Origin of the sequence: Streptococcus sp. UMB1203, from assembly GCF_030217725.1 — a bacterium.
Classification (GTDB): domain Bacteria; phylum Bacillota; class Bacilli; order Lactobacillales; family Streptococcaceae; genus Streptococcus.
Window position 1 is genome coordinate 16,240 of sequence record NZ_JASOOK010000021.1, and the last position, 17,800, is coordinate 34,039.

The window sequence follows — 17,800 nt, forward strand, 5'->3', positions numbered from 1 at the left end:
TTAAGTTGCTTGATTACATGATGTGAAGAACATGTGCCACAATACCCACTGCGAAGAGTGCAAGGATAATAGTGATTGGAGATACTTTTTTCTTAAGCAAGTACATGCAAAGGAGAGTAAGGAGTAGTCCTGATAGTCCAGGGATCAACATATCCAAGTTTTGTTGGAAAGTAGTAACTTTTTCAGGTGTTTGAGACAATCCTTGTCCTACTTGTGCGAATGCTTCTTGAATACCTTTAGATCCTTCTGGCAATTTATCCCAATGGATATAAGCCTTTTCATCTAGTTGAACTTTGGCAACATCGAAAGCAAATTTAATATTTACCCAACGTTGAACAAGGACAGCAAGAATGAACATACCAAGGATAGAAGCTCCTTTAGTGATGTCTTGAAGGATACCGCCAGACATATCTTTAGTGATTTCTGATCCAGCCTTGTATCCAATCTCTTGTGTATACCACAAGAATGACATACGAATCAAGTTCCAAAGAACGAAGAAGAGGATTGGACCTAAGATATTACCAGTAAGGGCAAGTGAAGCACCGAGTGATCCAAGGATTGGGCGTACTGTAAACCAGAATACTGGGTCACCGATACCAGCAAGAGGTCCCATCATACCGATTTTAACCCCCTGGATAGCAGCATCATCAATTTCAACACCGTTAGCACGTTCTTCTTCAAGTGCAAGAGTAACCCCCATGATTGGAGCGGCTACGTATGGGTGAGTGTTGAAGAACTCAAGATGGCGTTCAAGAGCAGCGATTTGATCTTCTTTTTTAGTGTAAAGTTTTTTAAGAGCTGGAATTAATGAGTAAGCCCAACCCAAGTTTTGCATACGTTCATAGTTCCAAGAACCTTGTAAGAAAGTTGAACGCCACCAAACTTTTTTACGATCTGATTTAGTTAATTGAAGTTTTTCAGTCATGATGTTTTCAGTCCTTTCTTATCTTAGTAGTCTTCTAGGATATCGCCGATTGGGTCGTTAGAAGTTGCGGCTCCTCCGCCACCATTTCCACCAGTTTTAGAAAGGTGAAGGTAGATAAGAGCGATAGCAACACCGATAGCACCAAATCCGATTAGAGTAATATCTGACACGGCAGCAAGCACGAAACCGATAGCGAAGAATGGCCATACTTCACGAGTTGCCATCATGTTGATAACCATAGCGTAACCAACGGCAACGACCATACCACCACCGATAGCCATACCATCTTTGAGCCAATCAGGCATAGCATTTAGAATGCTTTGTACTGTTTCAGTGGGTACCATTAGAAGGAGTGCTGCAGGGATTGCAATACGAAGACCTTGAAGAAGAAGTGCGACAAAGTGAGCACGTTCAACTGCTTTGAAGTCACCTTTTTTAGCAGAAGCATCAGCAGTGTGAACCAATCCGACAGAGAGTGTACGGACAATCATAGTCAAGAATAGACCAGCAACTGCAAGAGGGATAGCAACCGCTTGGGCAACACCGATACCTGTCTTAGTAAAGTCGCCACCAAGAACCATAATAATGGCAGCAGCAACAGAAGCAAGAGCAGCGTCAGGAGCTACGGCAGCTCCGATGTTAGCCCAACCAAGGGCGATCATTTGAAGAGAACCACCAAGGATAATCCCTGCTTCAAGGTTACCGGTAACAAGACCGATAAGGGTACAAGCTACGATTGGTTGATGGAATTGGAACTGGTCGAGGATACCTTCAAGACCTGCTAGGAAGGCTACAACGACTACTAAAACCATAGAAATAATAGACATCTTTAAAATCCTTTCATAAAATCGATTATTGCACGTTTGCTTTGTTGATCAAGTCAAACAAATCTTTTTTGGTGTCGTTTGGTACTTTACGTACATCAAATTCAACACCAAGGTCACGCATTTTTTCAAATGTAGCAACGTCTTCTTTATCCATAGACAAAACGTTGTTAACCATTGTTTTACCAGTTGAGTGAGCCATTGATCCAACATTAAGAGTTTTGATTGGCACGCCACCTTCGATAGCACGAAGGGCATCTTGAGGTGTTTCAAACAAGATAAGGGCATGTGTTCCTCCGAAGCGAGGATCTTTTGCAACGTCGATTAGTTTTTGGATAGGAACAACATTTGCTTTCACTTTACCTGGAGCTGCTTGTTTAATCAATTCTTTACGTAATTCGTCTTTAGCTACGTTATCTGAAGCAACGATGATACGATCTGCTTTTGAATCTGGAGTCCAAGCAGTTGCAACTTGACCGTGAAGTAAACGAGTGTCTAGACGGGCAAGGTTGATTTTGAGTTTACCGTCTCCGATGACAGTTCCTTCTGGAATAGCAGCTTGGGCAACTGGAGCAGCTGCAGCGCTTGCTACTTCCTCAACTGGGTTTAGCTCTTCTGGAAGAGCCTTGATGCCATCTTTGGCTTCTTTAATGATATTAGCAGCGACTTTTTCTACACCTGCAGCAGCGTCCATGAGGCGCTCTGTGTAGGCTTGAATTAACATCGGTAAGTTAAGTCCTGTGATGATGGCAAACTTACGCTCAGGATTTTCTCCCATCACGCGGCTAGCTTGGTTAAATGGAGATCCACTCCAAAGGTCAGCCAAAACTAGAACCTCATCTTCTGCGTCAAATGCAGCAACAGCGTTATTAAACTTAGCGTATAGATCATCAGGACCTTCATTTGGCATAAAGGTTACAACTTGAACCTTTTCTTGTTCACCAAAGATCATAGATCCTGACTGATGAATACCCGCAGCAAATTCGCCGTGGCTCGCAATAATGATTCCGATACTCATTATTGTCATTCCTCCTTTTTGTTGTTTAAGTCTTCATTTAAGAAAACTTTAAGACTAAATAAGTATAAACCGTTTTCATGTAAAAAGCAACTATTTATCATAAAAAATTCAAAAGCCCCTCTTTACAGATGTTGATATATTAAGTTTTTAAAAGGTAATCTAGAGTCCATATTTAAAAATTTAATATAAAAAAGTTGGAAGAAGCTTCCAACTTTTAAAATAGGTTTTTATTAAATTAGTGGGTGAAGTCGAGTACCATACGTCCTTGGATTTGACCTTTTTCCATTTCGTCGAAAACGGCTACCGCATCTTCTACTGAACGTTTTTGGACAACTGGGACTACCAAACCTTCTGCACCAAATTGGAAGGCTTCTTCCAAGTCTTTACGAGTTCCAACCAGAGAACCGATGACTTGGATTCCATCTAGAACGGTTTTCACGATGCTGAGTTCCATCATTTCAGAAGGAAGACCAACAGCAACCACGCGACCACCAGCACGAACTGAGTCAACAGCTTGGTTGAAGGCAACTTTAGATACAGCAGTTACGACAGCTGAATGAGCTCCACCATCAGTTTTTTCCTTGATTAGGCCTGGTACATCTTCAACTTCGAGGCCGTTAATAACAATGTCAGCGCCTACTTCTTTTGCAAGGGCAAGTTTGTCGTTATTGATATCAACTGCGATGACATGAGCATTGAATACTTTTTTAGCGTATTGAACAGCTAGGTTACCAAGTCCACCAGCGCCGTAAAGAACAACCCATTGGCCTGGTTCAACTTTGGCTTCTTTAATAGCTTTATAGGTTGTTACACCAGCACATGTGATAGAAGAAGCTTGGGCTGGATCAAGTCCGTCAGGAACTTTGACAGCATAGTCTGCAGTTACAATACATTGTTCAGCCATACCACCATCTACTGAGTAGCCAGCATTTTTCACTGTACGGCAAAGAGTTTCACGGCCAGTAGTACAGTATTCGCAAGTGCCACATCCTTCAAAGAACCAAGCAACGCTGACGCGGTCACCGACTTTAAGGCTTTTCACATCTGGTGCAATTTCTTTAACGATACCAACACCTTCATGTCCTAAAACACGTCCTGGTACTTGACCAAAGTCACCATGGGCAACGTGGAGGTCAGTGTGGCAAACACCACAGTATTCAATTTCTACAAGTGCTTCTCCAGTTTCAAGTGGACGGAGTACTTTTTCTTCAACAGCAACACCAGTGCTTTCTGGATTTACAACAACAGCTTTCATAGCTATCCTCCTTGATATTAACTGAGAGCAGGAGAAACAGGACTGGATTGATTTTGTGTCAACAGAGTCGAGTGTAACGAGCTCTCTTGTATTTATATGTGAAGTATATCACAAAAGAAAGCCTTTTCCAAGGTTTTGGAGGCAAAAAATAGAACAATCGATTAACTGGTTGATGAGACTGTGAAAAGAGCACAAAGACCAGCTCGCAAGCTGGTCAGTATGGACTATAAGAATAAGTCTTGCAGGGTTTTTGCAACCCCATCTTGGTCATTTGTCAAGGAAATTTGCTCATCTGCATAAGGGAGTAGCTCTGGGTTAGCATTTTTCATGGCATAGCCCTTCCCAGCAAAAGCTAGCATTTCGGTATCATTGTGTTCATCTCCAAAGGCAATCAAATCCTTTTTGTCGCGGTTCATTACCTTGAGCAAATAGTCCAAAGCAAAGGCTTTATTGACTCCTTTTGGAGTACACTCAAGGATATTGAGTGGGCCTCCCCATGTATTAATAGAAAGTTGATGCTGGTAGAAGGCGTTCATTTCTTTTGCCAAGGCATACTTGTCACTGGCTCTGGTCTGCAACAGGATACAGTTAGGATCCTTGGTCACCAACTCAGGCTGAAATTGATCTTCAGACTGGAAAGCTTCTACCCCAAATAGTTTGGGATTGGCAATTTCTTCATTGGGATTTGTAATGTAGAATTTTTTACGGTATTCTCCAGCGATAAAATCGGCTTGAATGTCCTCTGAACGTCGAACCATGTCTAGCAGATATTTTTTGTCTACAGTTAGACACTTTTCAAAATCCCAAACTTGGTCTGGTAAATGAGTGAGGGAGCCGTTGAAGTTAATCATAGGAGTGACTAAGCCCAGTTCACGGTAAAAATCTTTTGACATACGGTAAGGGCGACCTGTCGTAATAATAACCTGATGGCCTTTTTCAGTAACTTTTTTTATAGTTTCTTTGGTAAAGTCAGAAATTTGACTGTCTGAGTTGAGTAGGGTTCCATCCAGGTCAACTGCAATAATTTTTTTCGTCATAGGGACCTTTCTAGTGTCTTTTCAGATAAGATGTCTTCTATTATAACAAAAAGCAGGCAGAAAAGCAGATTCCAAACAAAAAATGAAATTCCATCAATTTCTTAAATAAATCAAACAAAGATATTGAAAAAGTGAATGATAAATGATATAATTCTATTATTGTTCGTAAAAATTAAAAGGAGATTGATAATGGACAAATTATTTAAACTAAAAGAGAACGGTACAGACGTTCGTACGGAGGTTCTCGCTGGTTTAACAACTTTCTTTGCAATGAGTTATATTCTCTTTGTAAATCCACAAATTCTTTCGCAAACAGGAATGCCTGCTCAGGGTGTGTTTCTCGCAACAATTATTGGTGCAGTAGCAGGTACCTTGATGATGGCTTTCTACGCTAACTTACCTTATGCCCAAGCGCCAGGTATGGGACTTAATGCCTTCTTTACCTTCACGGTTGTATTTGGACTTGGTTATTCTTGGCAAGAAGCTCTAGCTATGGTCTTCATCTGTGGAATTATCTCATTGATTATTACCTTGACAAATGTTCGTAAAATGATCATTGAATCGATTCCAAATGCTCTTCGCTCAGCTATTTCAGCTGGTATCGGTGTCTTTCTTGCCTACGTGGGAATTAAGAATGCTGGACTTTTGAAATTTACGATTGATCCAGGCAACTATATTGTTGTAGGAGAAGGGGCTGACAAAGCTCAAGCAACGATTGCAGCAAACTCTTCAGCAGTTCCAGGCTTGGTCAGCTTTAATAATCCAGCTGTTTTGGTGGCTCTTGCAGGACTTGCCATTACTATCTTCTTTGTTATCAAAGGGATTAAAGGGGGAATTATTCTCTCTATCTTGACAACAACTGTTCTTGCTATCGCAGTTGGTTTGGTAGATTTGTCAAGCATCGATTTTGCTAATAACCATGTTGGTGCAGCCTTTGAAGACTTGAAGACAGTTTTTGGTGCAGCTCTTGGTTCAGAAGGTTTGGGAGCTTTGATTTCAGATACAGATCGCTTGCCTGAAACTCTGATGGCTATTCTTGCCTTCTCATTGACAGATATTTTTGACACGATTGGTACCTTGATTGGTACAGGTGAAAAAGTTGGTATCGTAGCGACAAATGGTGAAAACCACCAATCAGCTAAGTTGGATAAGGCTCTTTACTCTGATTTGATTGGTACTTCAATTGGTGCCATCGCTGGTACTTCGAACGTAACGACTTATGTCGAGTCTGCTGCTGGTATCGGTGCAGGTGGACGTACTGGTTTGACAGCCTTGGTCGTGGCAATCTGTTTTGCGATCTCAAGCTTCTTTAGCCCACTTCTAGCGATTGTACCAACAGCCGCTACAGCTCCAATCTTGATTATCGTTGGGATTATGATGTTGGCTAGCTTGAAAAATATCCATTGGGATGATATGTCTGAAGCGGTTCCTGCTTTCTTCACATCTATCTTTATGGGATTCAGCTACTCTATCACTCAAGGGATTGCAGTTGGTTTCTTGACTTACACTTTGACTAAGCTTGTTAAAGGTCAAGCTAAAGATGTTCATGTCATGATTTGGATTTTGGATGCCTTGTTTATCCTTAACTACATCAGCATGGCCTTATAATAGGATAACCCAGGGGGATTTTCCCCCTTTTTAATACAAAGGAGATAGGTGATGAAAGAGAAAAATATGTGGAAAGAATTATTGAATCGTGCAGGTTGGCTGTTAATCTTTTTTCTGGCGACAATTTTATATCAGATTCCTATAGGGGTTACTGCTATTTTAACTTTAAATGCAGTACCACTGTTGCAGTCAGGACTGATAGTTTCTGGTATTTCGATTGTGATTCTGGTGCTGTTTATTATTGGAGCTCGTAAAACGCAGTTAGCAAGTTTTAATTTTTCTTTTTTTAGAGCGAAGGATTTGGCACGTTTGGGATTAAGTTATTTAGTCATTATCTGTTCAAATATACTTGGTTCCATTTTATTGCAACTATCAAATGAGACGACAACAGGGAATCAGTCTCAGATTAACGACATGGTTCAGAATAGTTCTCTGATTTCCAGTTTCTTCTTGTTGGCCTTGCTTGCTCCAATTTGTGAGGAAATCTTGTGCCGTGGGATTGTTCCTAAAAAGATTTTCCGAGGAAAAGAGAACTTGGGATTTATAGTCGGTACGATTGTGTTTGCTTTATTGCATCAACCAAGTAATTTACCTTCTTTATTGATTTATGGAGGTATGTCGATCGTTCTGTCTTGGACGGCTTACAAGACAGAACGTTTGGAAATGTCTATCTTACTTCACATGATTGTGAATGGGGTTGCTTTCTGTTTGCTGGCTCTCGTGGTGATTTTGAGTCGGACATTAGGGATTTCTGTTTAAGATTTTTGACAATTGCTTACCTGTTTCTACTGGGAAAAAGATGAATGCAATCGTGTCCATCTTTTTCTTTTTATGGTAAAATAGAGAAATAATATGATGAAAAACCTTGAGGGAGTGACCGATATGTCAAGTAAAGCCAATCATTCAAAGACATCTATTTGCGGAATTATTAATGTAACCCCAGACTCCTTTTCGGACGGTGGTCAATTTTTTGCTCTTGAGCAGGCACTCCAGCAGGCTCGTAAATTGATAGCAGAAGGAGCCAGCATGCTAGATATCGGTGGAGAATCAACTCGGCCGGGAAGTAGCTATGTTGAGATAGAAGAGGAAATCCAGCGTGTTGTTCCAGTGATCAAAGCGATTCGCAAGGAAAGTGATGTCCTCATCTCTATTGATACTTGGAAGAGTCAGGTAGCAGAGGCTGCTTTGGCTGCTGGTGCCAATCTAGTCAATGATATTACTGGTCTTATGGGTGATGAGAAAATGGCGAATGTGGTAGCTAGAGCGAGAGCGAAAGTGGTCCTCATGTTTAATCCAGTCATGGCACGACCTCAGCACCCTAGCTCGCTCATCTTCCCTCATTTTGGCTTTGGTCAAGCTTTTACAGAAAAAGAGTTAGCTGACTTTGAAACATTGCCAATCGAAGAGGTGATGGAGACTTTCTTTGAACGAGTACTAGCGAGAGCAGAGGAAGCTGGTATTGCACCAGAAAATATCCTGCTGGATCCAGGGATCGGTTTTGGTCTGACCAAGAAAGAAAATCTGCTTCTTTTACGGGATCTGGATAAACTACATCAGAAAGGCTATCCAATCTTTCTTGGAGTATCGCGCAAGCGGTTTGTCATCAATATTCTTGAAGAAAATGGTTTTGAAGTCAATCCTGAGACAGAACTTGGTTTCCGCAATCGAGATACGGCTTCGGCTCATGTAACTAGTATCGCTGCGCGACAGGGTGTGGAAGTGGTACGAGTGCATGACGTAGCTAGTCACAGGATGGCGGTTGAAATTGCCTCCGCTATTCGTCTGGCTGATGAAGCGGAAAATCTAGATTTAAAACAATATAAATAAGATGAAAGAAATTGAAAATAATCAGTGGATTGCTAACTACCGGACGGACCAACCGCATTTTGGCTTGGAACGCATGGTGGAACTGTTAGCTTTGCGTGGCAATCCCCATCTCAAACTCAAGGTTATCCATATCGGAGGAACCAATGGCAAGGGTTCGACCATTGCTTTTTTGAAAAAGATGCTAGAAAAGCTAGGGCTGAGAGTTGGCGCGTTTAGCTCGCCCTATCTCATTCATTACACAGATCAGATTAGCATCAATGGGGAATCTATCCCAGAAGCGAAGCTAGAAACCCTCATGGCAGACTATCAGTCTTTGCTGGAGGGAGAAGCGGTCGCTAATTTACAGGGCACAACCGAGTTTGAGATTATCACAGCCATAGCCTATGACTACTTTGCTTCAGAGCAAGTAGATGTGGCTATCATGGAAGTCGGCATGGGTGGGCTTTTAGATAGTACCAATGTCTGTCAGCCCATTTTGACAGGAATTACGACTATTGGATTGGACCATGTAGCCCTACTTGGTGACACCTTGGAAGCCATAGCAGAGCAGAAAGCTGGTATTATCAAACAAGGTATTCCCTTGGTGACAGGTCGTATTGCTCCAGAAGCTTTGGCTGTGATTGACCGCATTGCGGAAGGGAAAGATGCACCGAGACTTGCCTATGGGAAAGATTATCAGGTCAGTCACCAAGAGAGTGTGGTAATGGGAGAAATCTTTGATTATACCAGTTCGGTCAGACAAGGTCGATTCCAGACTGGTTTGCTTGGTTTGCACCAGATAGAGAATGCTGGGATGGCCATAGCTTTACTTGATACTTTTTGTCAAGAAGATGGCCAAGAGCTAGCAAGCAATGACTTGATTGCTCAAGCCTTGGAAGAAACAAGATGGCCAGGGCGTCTGGAGGTCGTGTCAAGGGAACCCTTGATGATTTTGGATGGAGCCCACAATCCTCATGCTATCAAGGCTTTAATAGAAACCTTGCAAGAACGTTTTGCGGATTATCATAAGGAGATCCTCTTTACCTGCATCAAAACCAAGGCCTTGGAAGATATGTTGGATTTGTTGGAGGAAACCCCAGATACCGAGCTTACCCTGACACATTTTGACGATAGTCGGGCGACTGATGAAAGCGTGCTGAAAGAGGCAGCTAAGTCTAGAAATCTCAGCTACCAAGGTTGGCAGGGTTTTCTAGAGCAGAAATTGATAGATAAAAAAGAAGAGAAACAAACAGTTAGGATTGTCACGGGTTCCTTGTATTTCTTGAGCCAAGTGAGAGCCTATCTGATGGAGAGGAAGAACGAGAATGGATACACAAAAGATTGAAGCAGCTGTAAAAATGATTATCGAGGCTGTAGGAGAGGACGCTAACCGCGAGGGCTTGCAGGAAACACCTGCTCGTGTCGCTCGTATGTACCAAGAGATTTTTTCAGGTCTTGGTCAAACAGCGGAGGAACATTTGTCAAAATCCTTTGAGATTATCGATGATAACATGGTAGTAGAAAAGGATATCTTTTTCCACACGATGTGTGAGCATCACTTTCTGCCATTTTATGGTAGAGCGCACATTGCCTACATTCCAGATGGTCGTGTGGCAGGATTGTCTAAGCTAGCCCGTACGGTTGAAGTTTATTCTAAAAAACCACAAATTCAAGAACGATTGAATATCGAGGTGGCCGATGCCTTGATGGAGTATCTGGGTGCTAAAGGAGCCTTTGTTGTCATTGAGGCGGAACATATGTGTATGAGCATGCGTGGTGTCAGAAAACCAGGCACTGCAACCTTGACGACAGTAGCTCGTGGTTTATTTGAAACAGATAAGGACCTCCGAGATCAGGCTTATCGTTTAATGGGGCTATAAAAAAATCCGCTTCAAGCGGATTTTTCTAGAAAGGAATCATTATGGATCAACTGCAGATTAAGGATTTGGAAATTTTTGCCTATCATGGTCTTTTTCCTAGTGAGAAAGAATTGGGGCAGAAGTTTGTTATTTCCGCAATCCTATCCTATGATATGACCAAGGCGGCTACAGATTTGGATTTAACGGCTTCTGTCCATTACGGAGAATTGTGTCAGCAGTGGACGTCTTGGTTTCAGGAAACGAGTGAAGATTTGATTGAAACGGTAGCCTACAAACTGGTAGAACGTACTTTTGAGGCTTATCCTCTTGTCCAAGAAATGAAGCTGGAACTGAAAAAGCCTTGGGCGCCAGTGCATTTGCCACTAGATACTTGCTCGGTAACCATTCATCGCCGCAAGCAACGAGCCTTTATCGCCCTAGGAAGCAATATGGGAGATAAACAAGCAAACTTGAAACAAGCCATTGAGAAAATGCGAAATCGAGGTATCCATATTCTCAAAGAGTCTAGTGTCTTGACGACGGAGCCTTGGGGTGGTGTGGAGCAAGATAGCTTTGCTAATCAAGTGGTTGAGGTTGAAACCTGGTTGCCTGCCCCAGTGCTATTAGAGACCTTGTTAGCCATTGAGTCAGAGATGGGACGGGTGAGAGAAGTACATTGGGGGCCTCGTTTGATTGATTTGGACTTGCTCTTTGTGGAGGACCAGGTCCTTTATACAGATGACCTTATTTTGCCCCATCCTTACATAGCGGAACGCCTTTTTGTCCTTGAGTCCTTACAAGAAATTGCGCCTCATTTTATCCATCCGACATTAAAGCAACCGATCCGTAACTTGTATAATGCTTTGAAAAAATAGAAAAAACTCTAGTTTTCAGTTGCTTGTAACTGAAGGCTAGAGTTTTTAAAATAGGTCATTTTCTTCTGGGAGGAGGATAGTCTCTCTACCGTCCATGTCTAAAACCAGGACTCTGGGGGGATAAAGAGGGTCAAAGGGATGGTTAAAGTCAAAATCAATAGCTGTAGGGAGGTGTTGACTTGAGAAGTGGAAGGTAATTTTTCCTTGGTTATTGAGCAATTGAAACTCGAGTTCTTCCTCCAATTCAAAGACATTTTTTAAGAAATGGTCGATGATATACCAAAAAGAGTCAATAACATCATCAGGCAAGCTGGTAACAATGCCAAAACTAGCTGACCGCATGTGGGTATTGGTAAAAGCCATATTTCTTCCCCCTTTCTTTTCCCTTATCATACAGCAAATAGGATTAAAAATCAAGAAAAGGTGATTTTTTCTTCATAAACATAGCTTCCAATGAAATTTTTTCAAATAATCTTCAAAAAACGCTTGAAAGTGTTTACAAATAGTGATAAAATGGAATAAGTAGAATCATGAAAACGAAATTTTCATACCGTCTCTTTTTTGGAGTCTCGTGAGGTATGATATAGAAAGGAAATAGAATGAATACAGACGATACAGTAACGATTTATGATGTCGCCCGTGAAGCAGGAGTTTCAATGGCGACGGTTAGCCGTGTAGTCAATGGCAATAAGAATGTAAAAGAGAACACCCGTAAAAAAGTGCTTGAGGTGATTGACCGTTTGGATTACCGTCCAAATGCCGTGGCGCGTGGTCTTGCAAGTAAAAAGACAACCACTGTCGGTGTCGTGATCCCAAATATTACCAATGGCTATTTCTCAACGCTTGCTAAAGGGATTGATGATATCGCTGAAATGTACAAGTACAATATCGTCCTTGCCAATAGTGATGAGGATGATGACAAGGAAGTTTCAGTGGTCAATACACTGTTTTCTAAGCAAGTGGATGGTATCATCTTTATGGGTTACCACTTGACTGAAAAAATTCGTTCAGAGTTTTCTCGCTCTCGGACACCAGTTGTTCTTGCAGGGACAGTGGATGTAGAACATCAGCTTCCAAGTGTCAATATTGACTACAAACAAGCTACGATTGATGCAGTGACCTACCTTGCTAAAGAAAATGAGCGCATTGCTTTTGTCAGCGGTCCACTAGTGGATGATATCAATGGTAAGGTTCGTTTGGTTGGCTACAAGGAAGCCTTGAAAAAAGCAGGTATTTCTTATAGCGAAGGATTGGTATTTGAATCTAAATACACTTATGAGGATGGCTATGCCTTGGCAGAACGCTTGATTTCATCAAATGCAACTGCAGCAGTTGTGACAGGTGATGAATTGGCAGCAGGTGTCTTGAATGGTTTGGCTGATCACGGTGTGTCAGTACCAGAAGAGTTTGAAATCATTACTAGTGATGATTCACAAATCTCACGCTTTACCCGTCCAAACTTGACAACTATCGCCCAACCTCTCTATGACCTTGGTGCTATTAGCATGCGTATGTTGACTAAGATTATGCACAAGGAAGAGTTGGAAGAACGTGAAGTTCTCTTACCTCATGGTTTGACAGAACGTCGCTCAACACGAAAACGTAAATAGAAAAAATCAGGGAATCGTGAAGATTTCCTGATTTTGCTTTCTGGAGAAGAGACTTAGCCTTCCATATAGTCTTTCAAAGCTTGTCCTCTTAGTCCGGCATTGAGGGCGATGAGGAGTTTCAAGCGGGCTTTTTGGGCGTTGAGTTCTTTAACAAAGAAGACACCAGATTTTTGCAACTGCACGCCCCCACCTTGGTAGGCATAAACAGGCTCAGCGATACCGTTAAAGCATCGTGAAACCAGGGCGACTGGGATTCCTTTTTGCAGAAGGTTTTCTAATTTTTGAGCCGTTTCTTTGGGAACATTACCGGCCCCGAAGGCTTGGATAATCAAACCGTCCAATTGTTCCAAATCCAGCATATCAATCAGCTCATCTGTCATACCGGCATAAGCTGAGATGATAGGTACCAAGCCTTGTATGTGATCAAGGTCAAAGCGAACACGAGGTTCAGCTGTTTTGAAGTAGAGGATTTCCCGCTTCGTAATCAGACCAAGTGGTCCATGTGTTGGGGTCTGGAAGGTGCCGACGTTGGTTGTATGTGTCTTGGTAACATACTTGGCAGCATGGATTTCGTCGTTCATAACAACCAAAACCCCTTTGTCCGCAGCCCTGTCATCGCTAGCCACCCGTAAAGCACTCAGATAGTTATAAACACCGTCGCTGCCGAGTTCGTTAGAGCTACGCATGGCCCCTGTTAGAACGATAGGCATATGGGGAACTTCCATGGTATCAAGGAAATAGGCTGTTTCCTCTAAAGTATCGGTCCCGTGTGTGATTACCACTCCATCGTAGTTATCTGCTTCCTCTTTGATTTTTTGGTAGAGGGCCAGCATATGCTTGGGTTTGATATGGGGGCTTGGTAGGTTAAAAAAGTCCAAGGCGTGGACTTGGATTCCTTCAAGTGGGTTGGACACATGGTTCATGGGATTATCTGAACTCGTCACAACAGCGCCAGAAGCATCGGCCTGCATGGAAATAGTCCCACCTGTATGTAAAACAAGGATTTTCTTAGGCATGATTTACTCACTCTTTCTGAAATGTGGTATAATCATTGTATCACAAAAGGGGAGATTGGGATAGGATGGAAGTCAAAGCTGTTTTTTTTGATATCGATGGAACCTTGGTCAACGATCGCAAGAGTGTTTTGAAATCCACTAAGGACGCGATTAAAATTGTCAAAGAACAAGGGGTGCTAGTTGGTGTAGCGACAGGGCGAGGACCTTTTTTTGTTAAGGAATTGATGGACGATTTGGATCTGGATTTTGCGGTAACCTATAATGGCCAGTATATCTTTAATAAAGAAAGAGTCTTGTTCACGAGCCCAATTTCCAAGCTACATTTGCGCCATCTCATTGCGTATGCTAAAAAAGAGGGCAAGGAGATTGCCCTAGGGACCAAGGATGCCATGTTGGGTTCCAAAATCATGTCTTTTGGTTTGGGTTCTTTTTCCCAACGAATCAGTCGCTTCGTTCCCTCTGTTTTAACTCGGACAGTGAGTCATTCCTTTAATCGTATGGTCAGCAAGGTTGTTCCCCAAAAGGAAGAAGACCTGCTTCATCTGATGAATCAGCCTATCTACCAAGTTTTGATGCTGATGACGCCAGAAGAATCTGAGAAGGCAGCAGCTGATTTTGAAGACTTGAAATTGACACGTAGCAATCCTTTTGCAGCGGATGTCATCAATCAAGGAAACTCTAAATTGGAAGGCATACGCCGAGTTGGGAAAGAATATGGCTTTGACCTCAACCAAGTGATGGCCTTTGGTGACTCAGATAACGACCTAGAAATGCTTGCAGGTGTCGGTATGTCGGTCGCTATGGGAAATGGTAGTAGCAGTGTCAAGGAAGTTGCCAAGCATATCACTACCAGCAATCAGCAAGACGGAATTCACAAGGCCTTAGAACATTTTGGTGTTTTGGCTTCAGAAAAAGTCTTTGTCAGCCGTGACTATCATTTCAATAAGGTCAAGACCTTCCACCACATGATGGATGAACGAACCCAAGAAGAACCTCGAGCTTGGGATGTAGAAGGTGCAACCCACAGGGCTGGTTTTAAAATAGAAGAATTGGTGGAGTTTGTTCGAGCAGCCAGTCCCTCTGAAGAGGATTTTGGTCAAGCTCTATCGCAACTTCATCAGGCTCTTGATAAGGCAGCAGATAAAGTAGCTAAGAAGACGCCAGCCCAGGAAGATTTGGTGGGGCAAGTGGATGCCCTGATTGACACGCTTTATTTCACCTACGGTAGTTTTGTTTTGATGGGGGTGGACCCAGAACGTATTTTTGATATTGTTCATCAGGCCAATATGGGGAAAATTTTTCCTGATGGCAAGGCTCATTTTGATCCAGTGACCCACAAAATCTTAAAACCAGACGATTGGGAAGAAAAATATGCTCCAGAACCTGCTATTAAAAAGGAACTGCAGCGCCAGCTCAAGGCTTATGAGCGTCATAAAGAGAGAAATAATACTCAATGAAAATCAAAGAGCAAATTAGGAAACTAGCCGCAGGCTGTACTTGAGTACGGCAAGGCGACGTTGACGTGGTTTGAATTTGATTTTCGAAGAGTATAAATAGTAAACAAAAAGGAGCGCTGAGCTCCTTTTCTTCGTGACTATAGGGTTTTTTCTTGTTCTCTCACAACCAGCAAATCAACCTTAGCATGGCGGAGGATGTATTCAGATGAAGAGCCGACCAAGAGGCGTTCAAAGGCGTTGAGACCAGTTGCGCCAACAAGGATGAGGTCCACTTCCTCAGCATCGGGAATAGTACGTGCCAAGAGGGTTTTTGGATTTCCCATTTCAATGACGATATGAACATCTGCCACACCAGCATCTCTTGCACGTTTTTCGTACTCTTTCATCAGACTTTCAGCGTCGACTTGGAGTTCTTCGTAAACTTCAGCATCAAAGGTGGATACGCTTTGGAGAGCGCGTGTGTCAATGACATGTGCGATGGTGAGTTTAGCGTCGTTTCGTAGAGCAGAATGAACTCCCTTGACAAAAGCCAAGTCCGCTTCTTTAGAACCATCGATTGCGACCATGATATTTTGGTAACGTTGTGCCATAATGAAACCTCCTGAAATTTTCTTACTATAATTGTAAACCTTTTCACTATAGAAGTAAAGCAAAAAAGGTATTTTTTAAAAGAATATTAGCGCTTAAAATCTATATAAATATATGATAAAATAAAAGAAAGGATAGCAGGAAAGAAGTGAAGGGGGGAGAATGATGAAAAACGCTTTTCAAAAATCAAATTTCCTTTATTATGGAATCATCCTAGTTTCAGTCTTGCTAGAAGTTATCATGATCTGGCAATTAGAGAGTCTGGTACCGTTTCTTTATCCAGGTTTTATCGGCTTTTTAGTCTTTCATGTACTCTACCATCTAATTTTATTCCTAGTTGCAAAACGAAGTGGGCGTTGGGATTACTTGATGATATGGGGACTTTTTCTCATGTTCAATCTTCTTTATGACTCCTTTTTAGGCTTGCTTTTTCTAGGTTTATCTTTTGGTATGTGATGTGACTTTCGCAAAATACCTGCTATCTCCCCTGTCTTAGCCTCGCTTTTAGCGAGGCTTTTCTTCTATACGAAACTAGTAACACATTTCAGTAAACTTGTCGCATTTTCTTTCTAGTGGTATAATGTTACTATCCTGATGAATTGAGGAAACAAGATGAAAGAATATAACAAGTCTAGTAAGTTAGAGCATGTTGCTTATGATATCCGTGGTCCTGTTTTGGAAGAAGCCATGCGAATGCGAGCAAATGGAGAAAAGATTTTACGTCTGAATACAGGAAATCCAGCAGAATTTGGCTTTACAGCGCCAGACGAGGTCATTCATGACTTGATTATGAATGCGCGGGATAGTGAAGGTTATTCTGACTCGAAAGGGATTTTCTCAGCCCGTAAGGCTATCATGCAGTATTGCCAATTGAAGAAATTCCCAAATGTAGATATTGATGATATCTACCTTGGAAATGGTGTCAGTGAGCTGATTGTCATGTCTATGCAGGGGCTTTTGGACAATGGGGATGAGGTCTTGGTGCCTATGCCAGACTATCCTCTCTGGACAGCGGCTGTCAGCCTAGCTGGAGGAAATGCCGTTCACTATATCTGTGATGAGGCTGCAGAATGGTACCCAGATATTGACGATATCAAGTCAAAAATCACTTCCAATACCAAGGCGATCATCCTTATCAATCCAAATAATCCAACTGGAGCCCTTTATCCTAAGGAACTCTTGTTGGAGATTATTGAGATTGCCCGTCAAAACGATTTGATTATCTTTGCGGATGAAATTTACGACCGCATGGTCATGGATGGACATGTGCATACGCCTGTGGCGAGTCTGGCACCAGATGTCTTCTGTGTCAGCATGAATGGCCTGTCAAAATCCCACCGTATTGCTGGTTTCCGTGTGGGTTGGATGGTCTTGTCTGGACCTAAGACACACGTTAAAGGCTATATCGAAGGGCTCAATATGCTATCCAATATGCGCCTTTGCTCTAACGTTTTGGCCCAACAAGTCGTACAAACTTCCTTGGGTGGTCACCAATCAGTTGATGAATTGCTCCTTCCTGGTGGACGAATTTACGAGCAAAGAAATTTCATTTACAATGCCATTCAAGATATTCCAGGTTTGTCTGCGGTTAAACCTAAAGCTGGACTCTATATCTTCCCTAAAATCGACCGCAATATGTACCGTATCGATGATGATGAACAGTTTGTCCTTGATTTCTTGAAGCAGGAAAAGGTTCTCTTGGTTCATGGTCGAGGCTTCAACTGGCAGGAACCAGACCACTTCCGTATTGTTTACCTTCCTCGTGTCGATGAACTGGCCCAAATCCAAGAAAAGATGACTCGTTTCTTGAAACAGTATCGTAGATAGGGCTTACATTTGAAAAAGGCTAAATTCCCAAACTAACTTCCACCGTTAATCCAAGTGGAAGTTAGTCTGATAAAAATCGTAAAAACCAGTGGAAA

General features: G+C 42.2%; 18 protein-coding genes. 10 read left to right on the forward strand and 8 right to left on the reverse strand.

The features are described 5' to 3' along the window. Nucleotides 1-13: 13 nt before the first annotated feature. The 5 genes from QP439_RS06465 to QP439_RS06485 form a co-directional block, all read right to left on the reverse strand. Complete coding sequence (locus tag QP439_RS06465) at nt 14-925, reverse strand: PTS system mannose/fructose/sorbose family transporter subunit IID (protein WP_000136864.1); 912 nt, start codon at nt 923-925, stop codon at nt 14-16. Nucleotides 926-948: 23 nt separating this feature from the next. Then, nucleotides 949-1,752 (reverse strand): PTS mannose/fructose/sorbose transporter subunit IIC, encoded by an 804-nt coding sequence (locus QP439_RS06470; RefSeq protein ID WP_049512103.1) that lies wholly within the window; start codon nt 1,750-1,752, stop codon nt 949-951. Nucleotides 1,753-1,777: 25 nt separating this feature from the next. Beyond that, nucleotides 1,778-2,767, reverse strand: a complete 990-nt coding sequence (locus QP439_RS06475; RefSeq protein WP_004258131.1) for a PTS sugar transporter subunit IIB — start codon at nt 2,765-2,767, stop codon at nt 1,778-1,780. Between the two features lie 235 nt (nt 2,768-3,002). Further along, complete coding sequence (adhP, locus tag QP439_RS06480; RefSeq protein WP_261122111.1) at nt 3,003-4,022, reverse strand: alcohol dehydrogenase AdhP; 1,020 nt, start codon at nt 4,020-4,022, stop codon at nt 3,003-3,005. A gap of 224 nt (nt 4,023-4,246) precedes the next feature. Beyond that, entirely contained in the window at nt 4,247-5,059 is an 813-nt protein-coding gene (locus QP439_RS06485; RefSeq protein ID WP_285388802.1) for a Cof-type HAD-IIB family hydrolase, read from the reverse strand. 189 nt (nt 5,060-5,248) lie between these two features. Between QP439_RS06485 and QP439_RS06490 the strand changes: the two genes are divergently transcribed. The 6 genes from QP439_RS06490 (at nt 5,249) to folK (ending at nt 11,207) form a co-directional block, all read left to right on the forward strand. Further along, a complete protein-coding gene (locus QP439_RS06490; protein WP_237447174.1) occupies nt 5,249-6,667 on the forward strand; it encodes an NCS2 family permease in 1,419 nt (472 codons plus the stop codon). A 51-nt stretch (nt 6,668-6,718) separates the two neighbouring features. After that, nucleotides 6,719-7,426: a CPBP family intramembrane glutamic endopeptidase gene (locus QP439_RS06495; protein ID WP_237447175.1), complete on the forward strand. Its 708-nt coding sequence runs from the start codon at nt 6,719-6,721 to the stop codon at nt 7,424-7,426. Nucleotides 7,427-7,519: 93 nt separating this feature from the next. Continuing rightward, nucleotides 7,520-8,494 carry a dihydropteroate synthase gene (folP, locus tag QP439_RS06500; protein ID WP_285388808.1) on the forward strand — a complete coding sequence of 325 codons (975 nt, stop codon included), beginning with the start codon at nt 7,520-7,522 and terminating at the stop codon, nt 8,492-8,494. A 1-nt stretch (nt 8,495) separates the two neighbouring features. Next, nucleotides 8,496-9,818, forward strand: a complete 1,323-nt coding sequence (locus QP439_RS06505) for a bifunctional folylpolyglutamate synthase/dihydrofolate synthase (protein WP_237447177.1) — start codon at nt 8,496-8,498, stop codon at nt 9,816-9,818. Continuing rightward, on the forward strand, nt 9,799-10,353 hold the full coding sequence (folE, locus tag QP439_RS06510) for a GTP cyclohydrolase I FolE (protein WP_000380917.1): 555 nt from the start codon (nt 9,799-9,801) through the stop codon (nt 10,351-10,353). Before QP439_RS06505 ends, folE begins: the two co-directional genes overlap by 20 nt. A gap of 41 nt (nt 10,354-10,394) precedes the next feature. Next, complete coding sequence (gene folK, locus QP439_RS06515) at nt 10,395-11,207, forward strand: 2-amino-4-hydroxy-6-hydroxymethyldihydropteridine diphosphokinase (protein ID WP_078237933.1); 813 nt, start codon at nt 10,395-10,397, stop codon at nt 11,205-11,207. Nucleotides 11,208-11,252: 45 nt separating this feature from the next. Here folK and QP439_RS06520 read toward each other — a convergent pair whose 3' ends face one another. Then, on the reverse strand, nt 11,253-11,570 hold the full coding sequence (locus tag QP439_RS06520) for a DUF960 domain-containing protein (RefSeq protein ID WP_000886035.1): 318 nt from the start codon (nt 11,568-11,570) through the stop codon (nt 11,253-11,255). 236 nt (nt 11,571-11,806) lie between these two features. On the opposite strand from QP439_RS06520, the gene ccpA reads away from it, so the two are divergent. Further along, the gene (ccpA, locus tag QP439_RS06525) at nt 11,807-12,817 is read left to right on the forward strand and encodes a catabolite control protein A (RefSeq protein WP_020900851.1); all 1,011 of its coding nucleotides are present in this window, start codon (nt 11,807-11,809) and stop codon (nt 12,815-12,817) included. A gap of 53 nt (nt 12,818-12,870) precedes the next feature. On the opposite strand, the gene QP439_RS06530 is transcribed toward ccpA, so the two are convergent. After that, on the reverse strand, nt 12,871-13,833 hold the full coding sequence (locus QP439_RS06530; protein WP_261042972.1) for an asparaginase: 963 nt from the start codon (nt 13,831-13,833) through the stop codon (nt 12,871-12,873). Between the two features lie 65 nt (nt 13,834-13,898). On the opposite strand from QP439_RS06530, the gene QP439_RS06535 reads away from it, so the two are divergent. After that, nucleotides 13,899-15,290, forward strand: a complete 1,392-nt coding sequence (locus tag QP439_RS06535; protein WP_285388812.1) for a Cof-type HAD-IIB family hydrolase — start codon at nt 13,899-13,901, stop codon at nt 15,288-15,290. A gap of 137 nt (nt 15,291-15,427) precedes the next feature. Here the strand turns inward: QP439_RS06535 and QP439_RS06540 are convergent, their stop codons facing one another. Continuing rightward, on the reverse strand, nt 15,428-15,880 hold the full coding sequence (locus QP439_RS06540; RefSeq protein ID WP_024058091.1) for a universal stress protein: 453 nt from the start codon (nt 15,878-15,880) through the stop codon (nt 15,428-15,430). A 160-nt stretch (nt 15,881-16,040) separates the two neighbouring features. Between QP439_RS06540 and QP439_RS06545 the strand changes: the two genes are divergently transcribed. Both QP439_RS06545 and QP439_RS06550 read left to right on the forward strand, forming a co-directional pair. Further along, nucleotides 16,041-16,334 (forward strand): hypothetical protein, encoded by a 294-nt coding sequence (locus QP439_RS06545; RefSeq protein WP_261031694.1) that lies wholly within the window; start codon nt 16,041-16,043, stop codon nt 16,332-16,334. 156 nt (nt 16,335-16,490) lie between these two features. Beyond that, nucleotides 16,491-17,705, forward strand: coding sequence for a pyridoxal phosphate-dependent aminotransferase (locus QP439_RS06550; RefSeq protein WP_033687296.1), 1,215 nt, complete (start codon nt 16,491-16,493; stop codon nt 17,703-17,705). Nucleotides 17,706-17,800 lie beyond the last annotated feature (95 nt).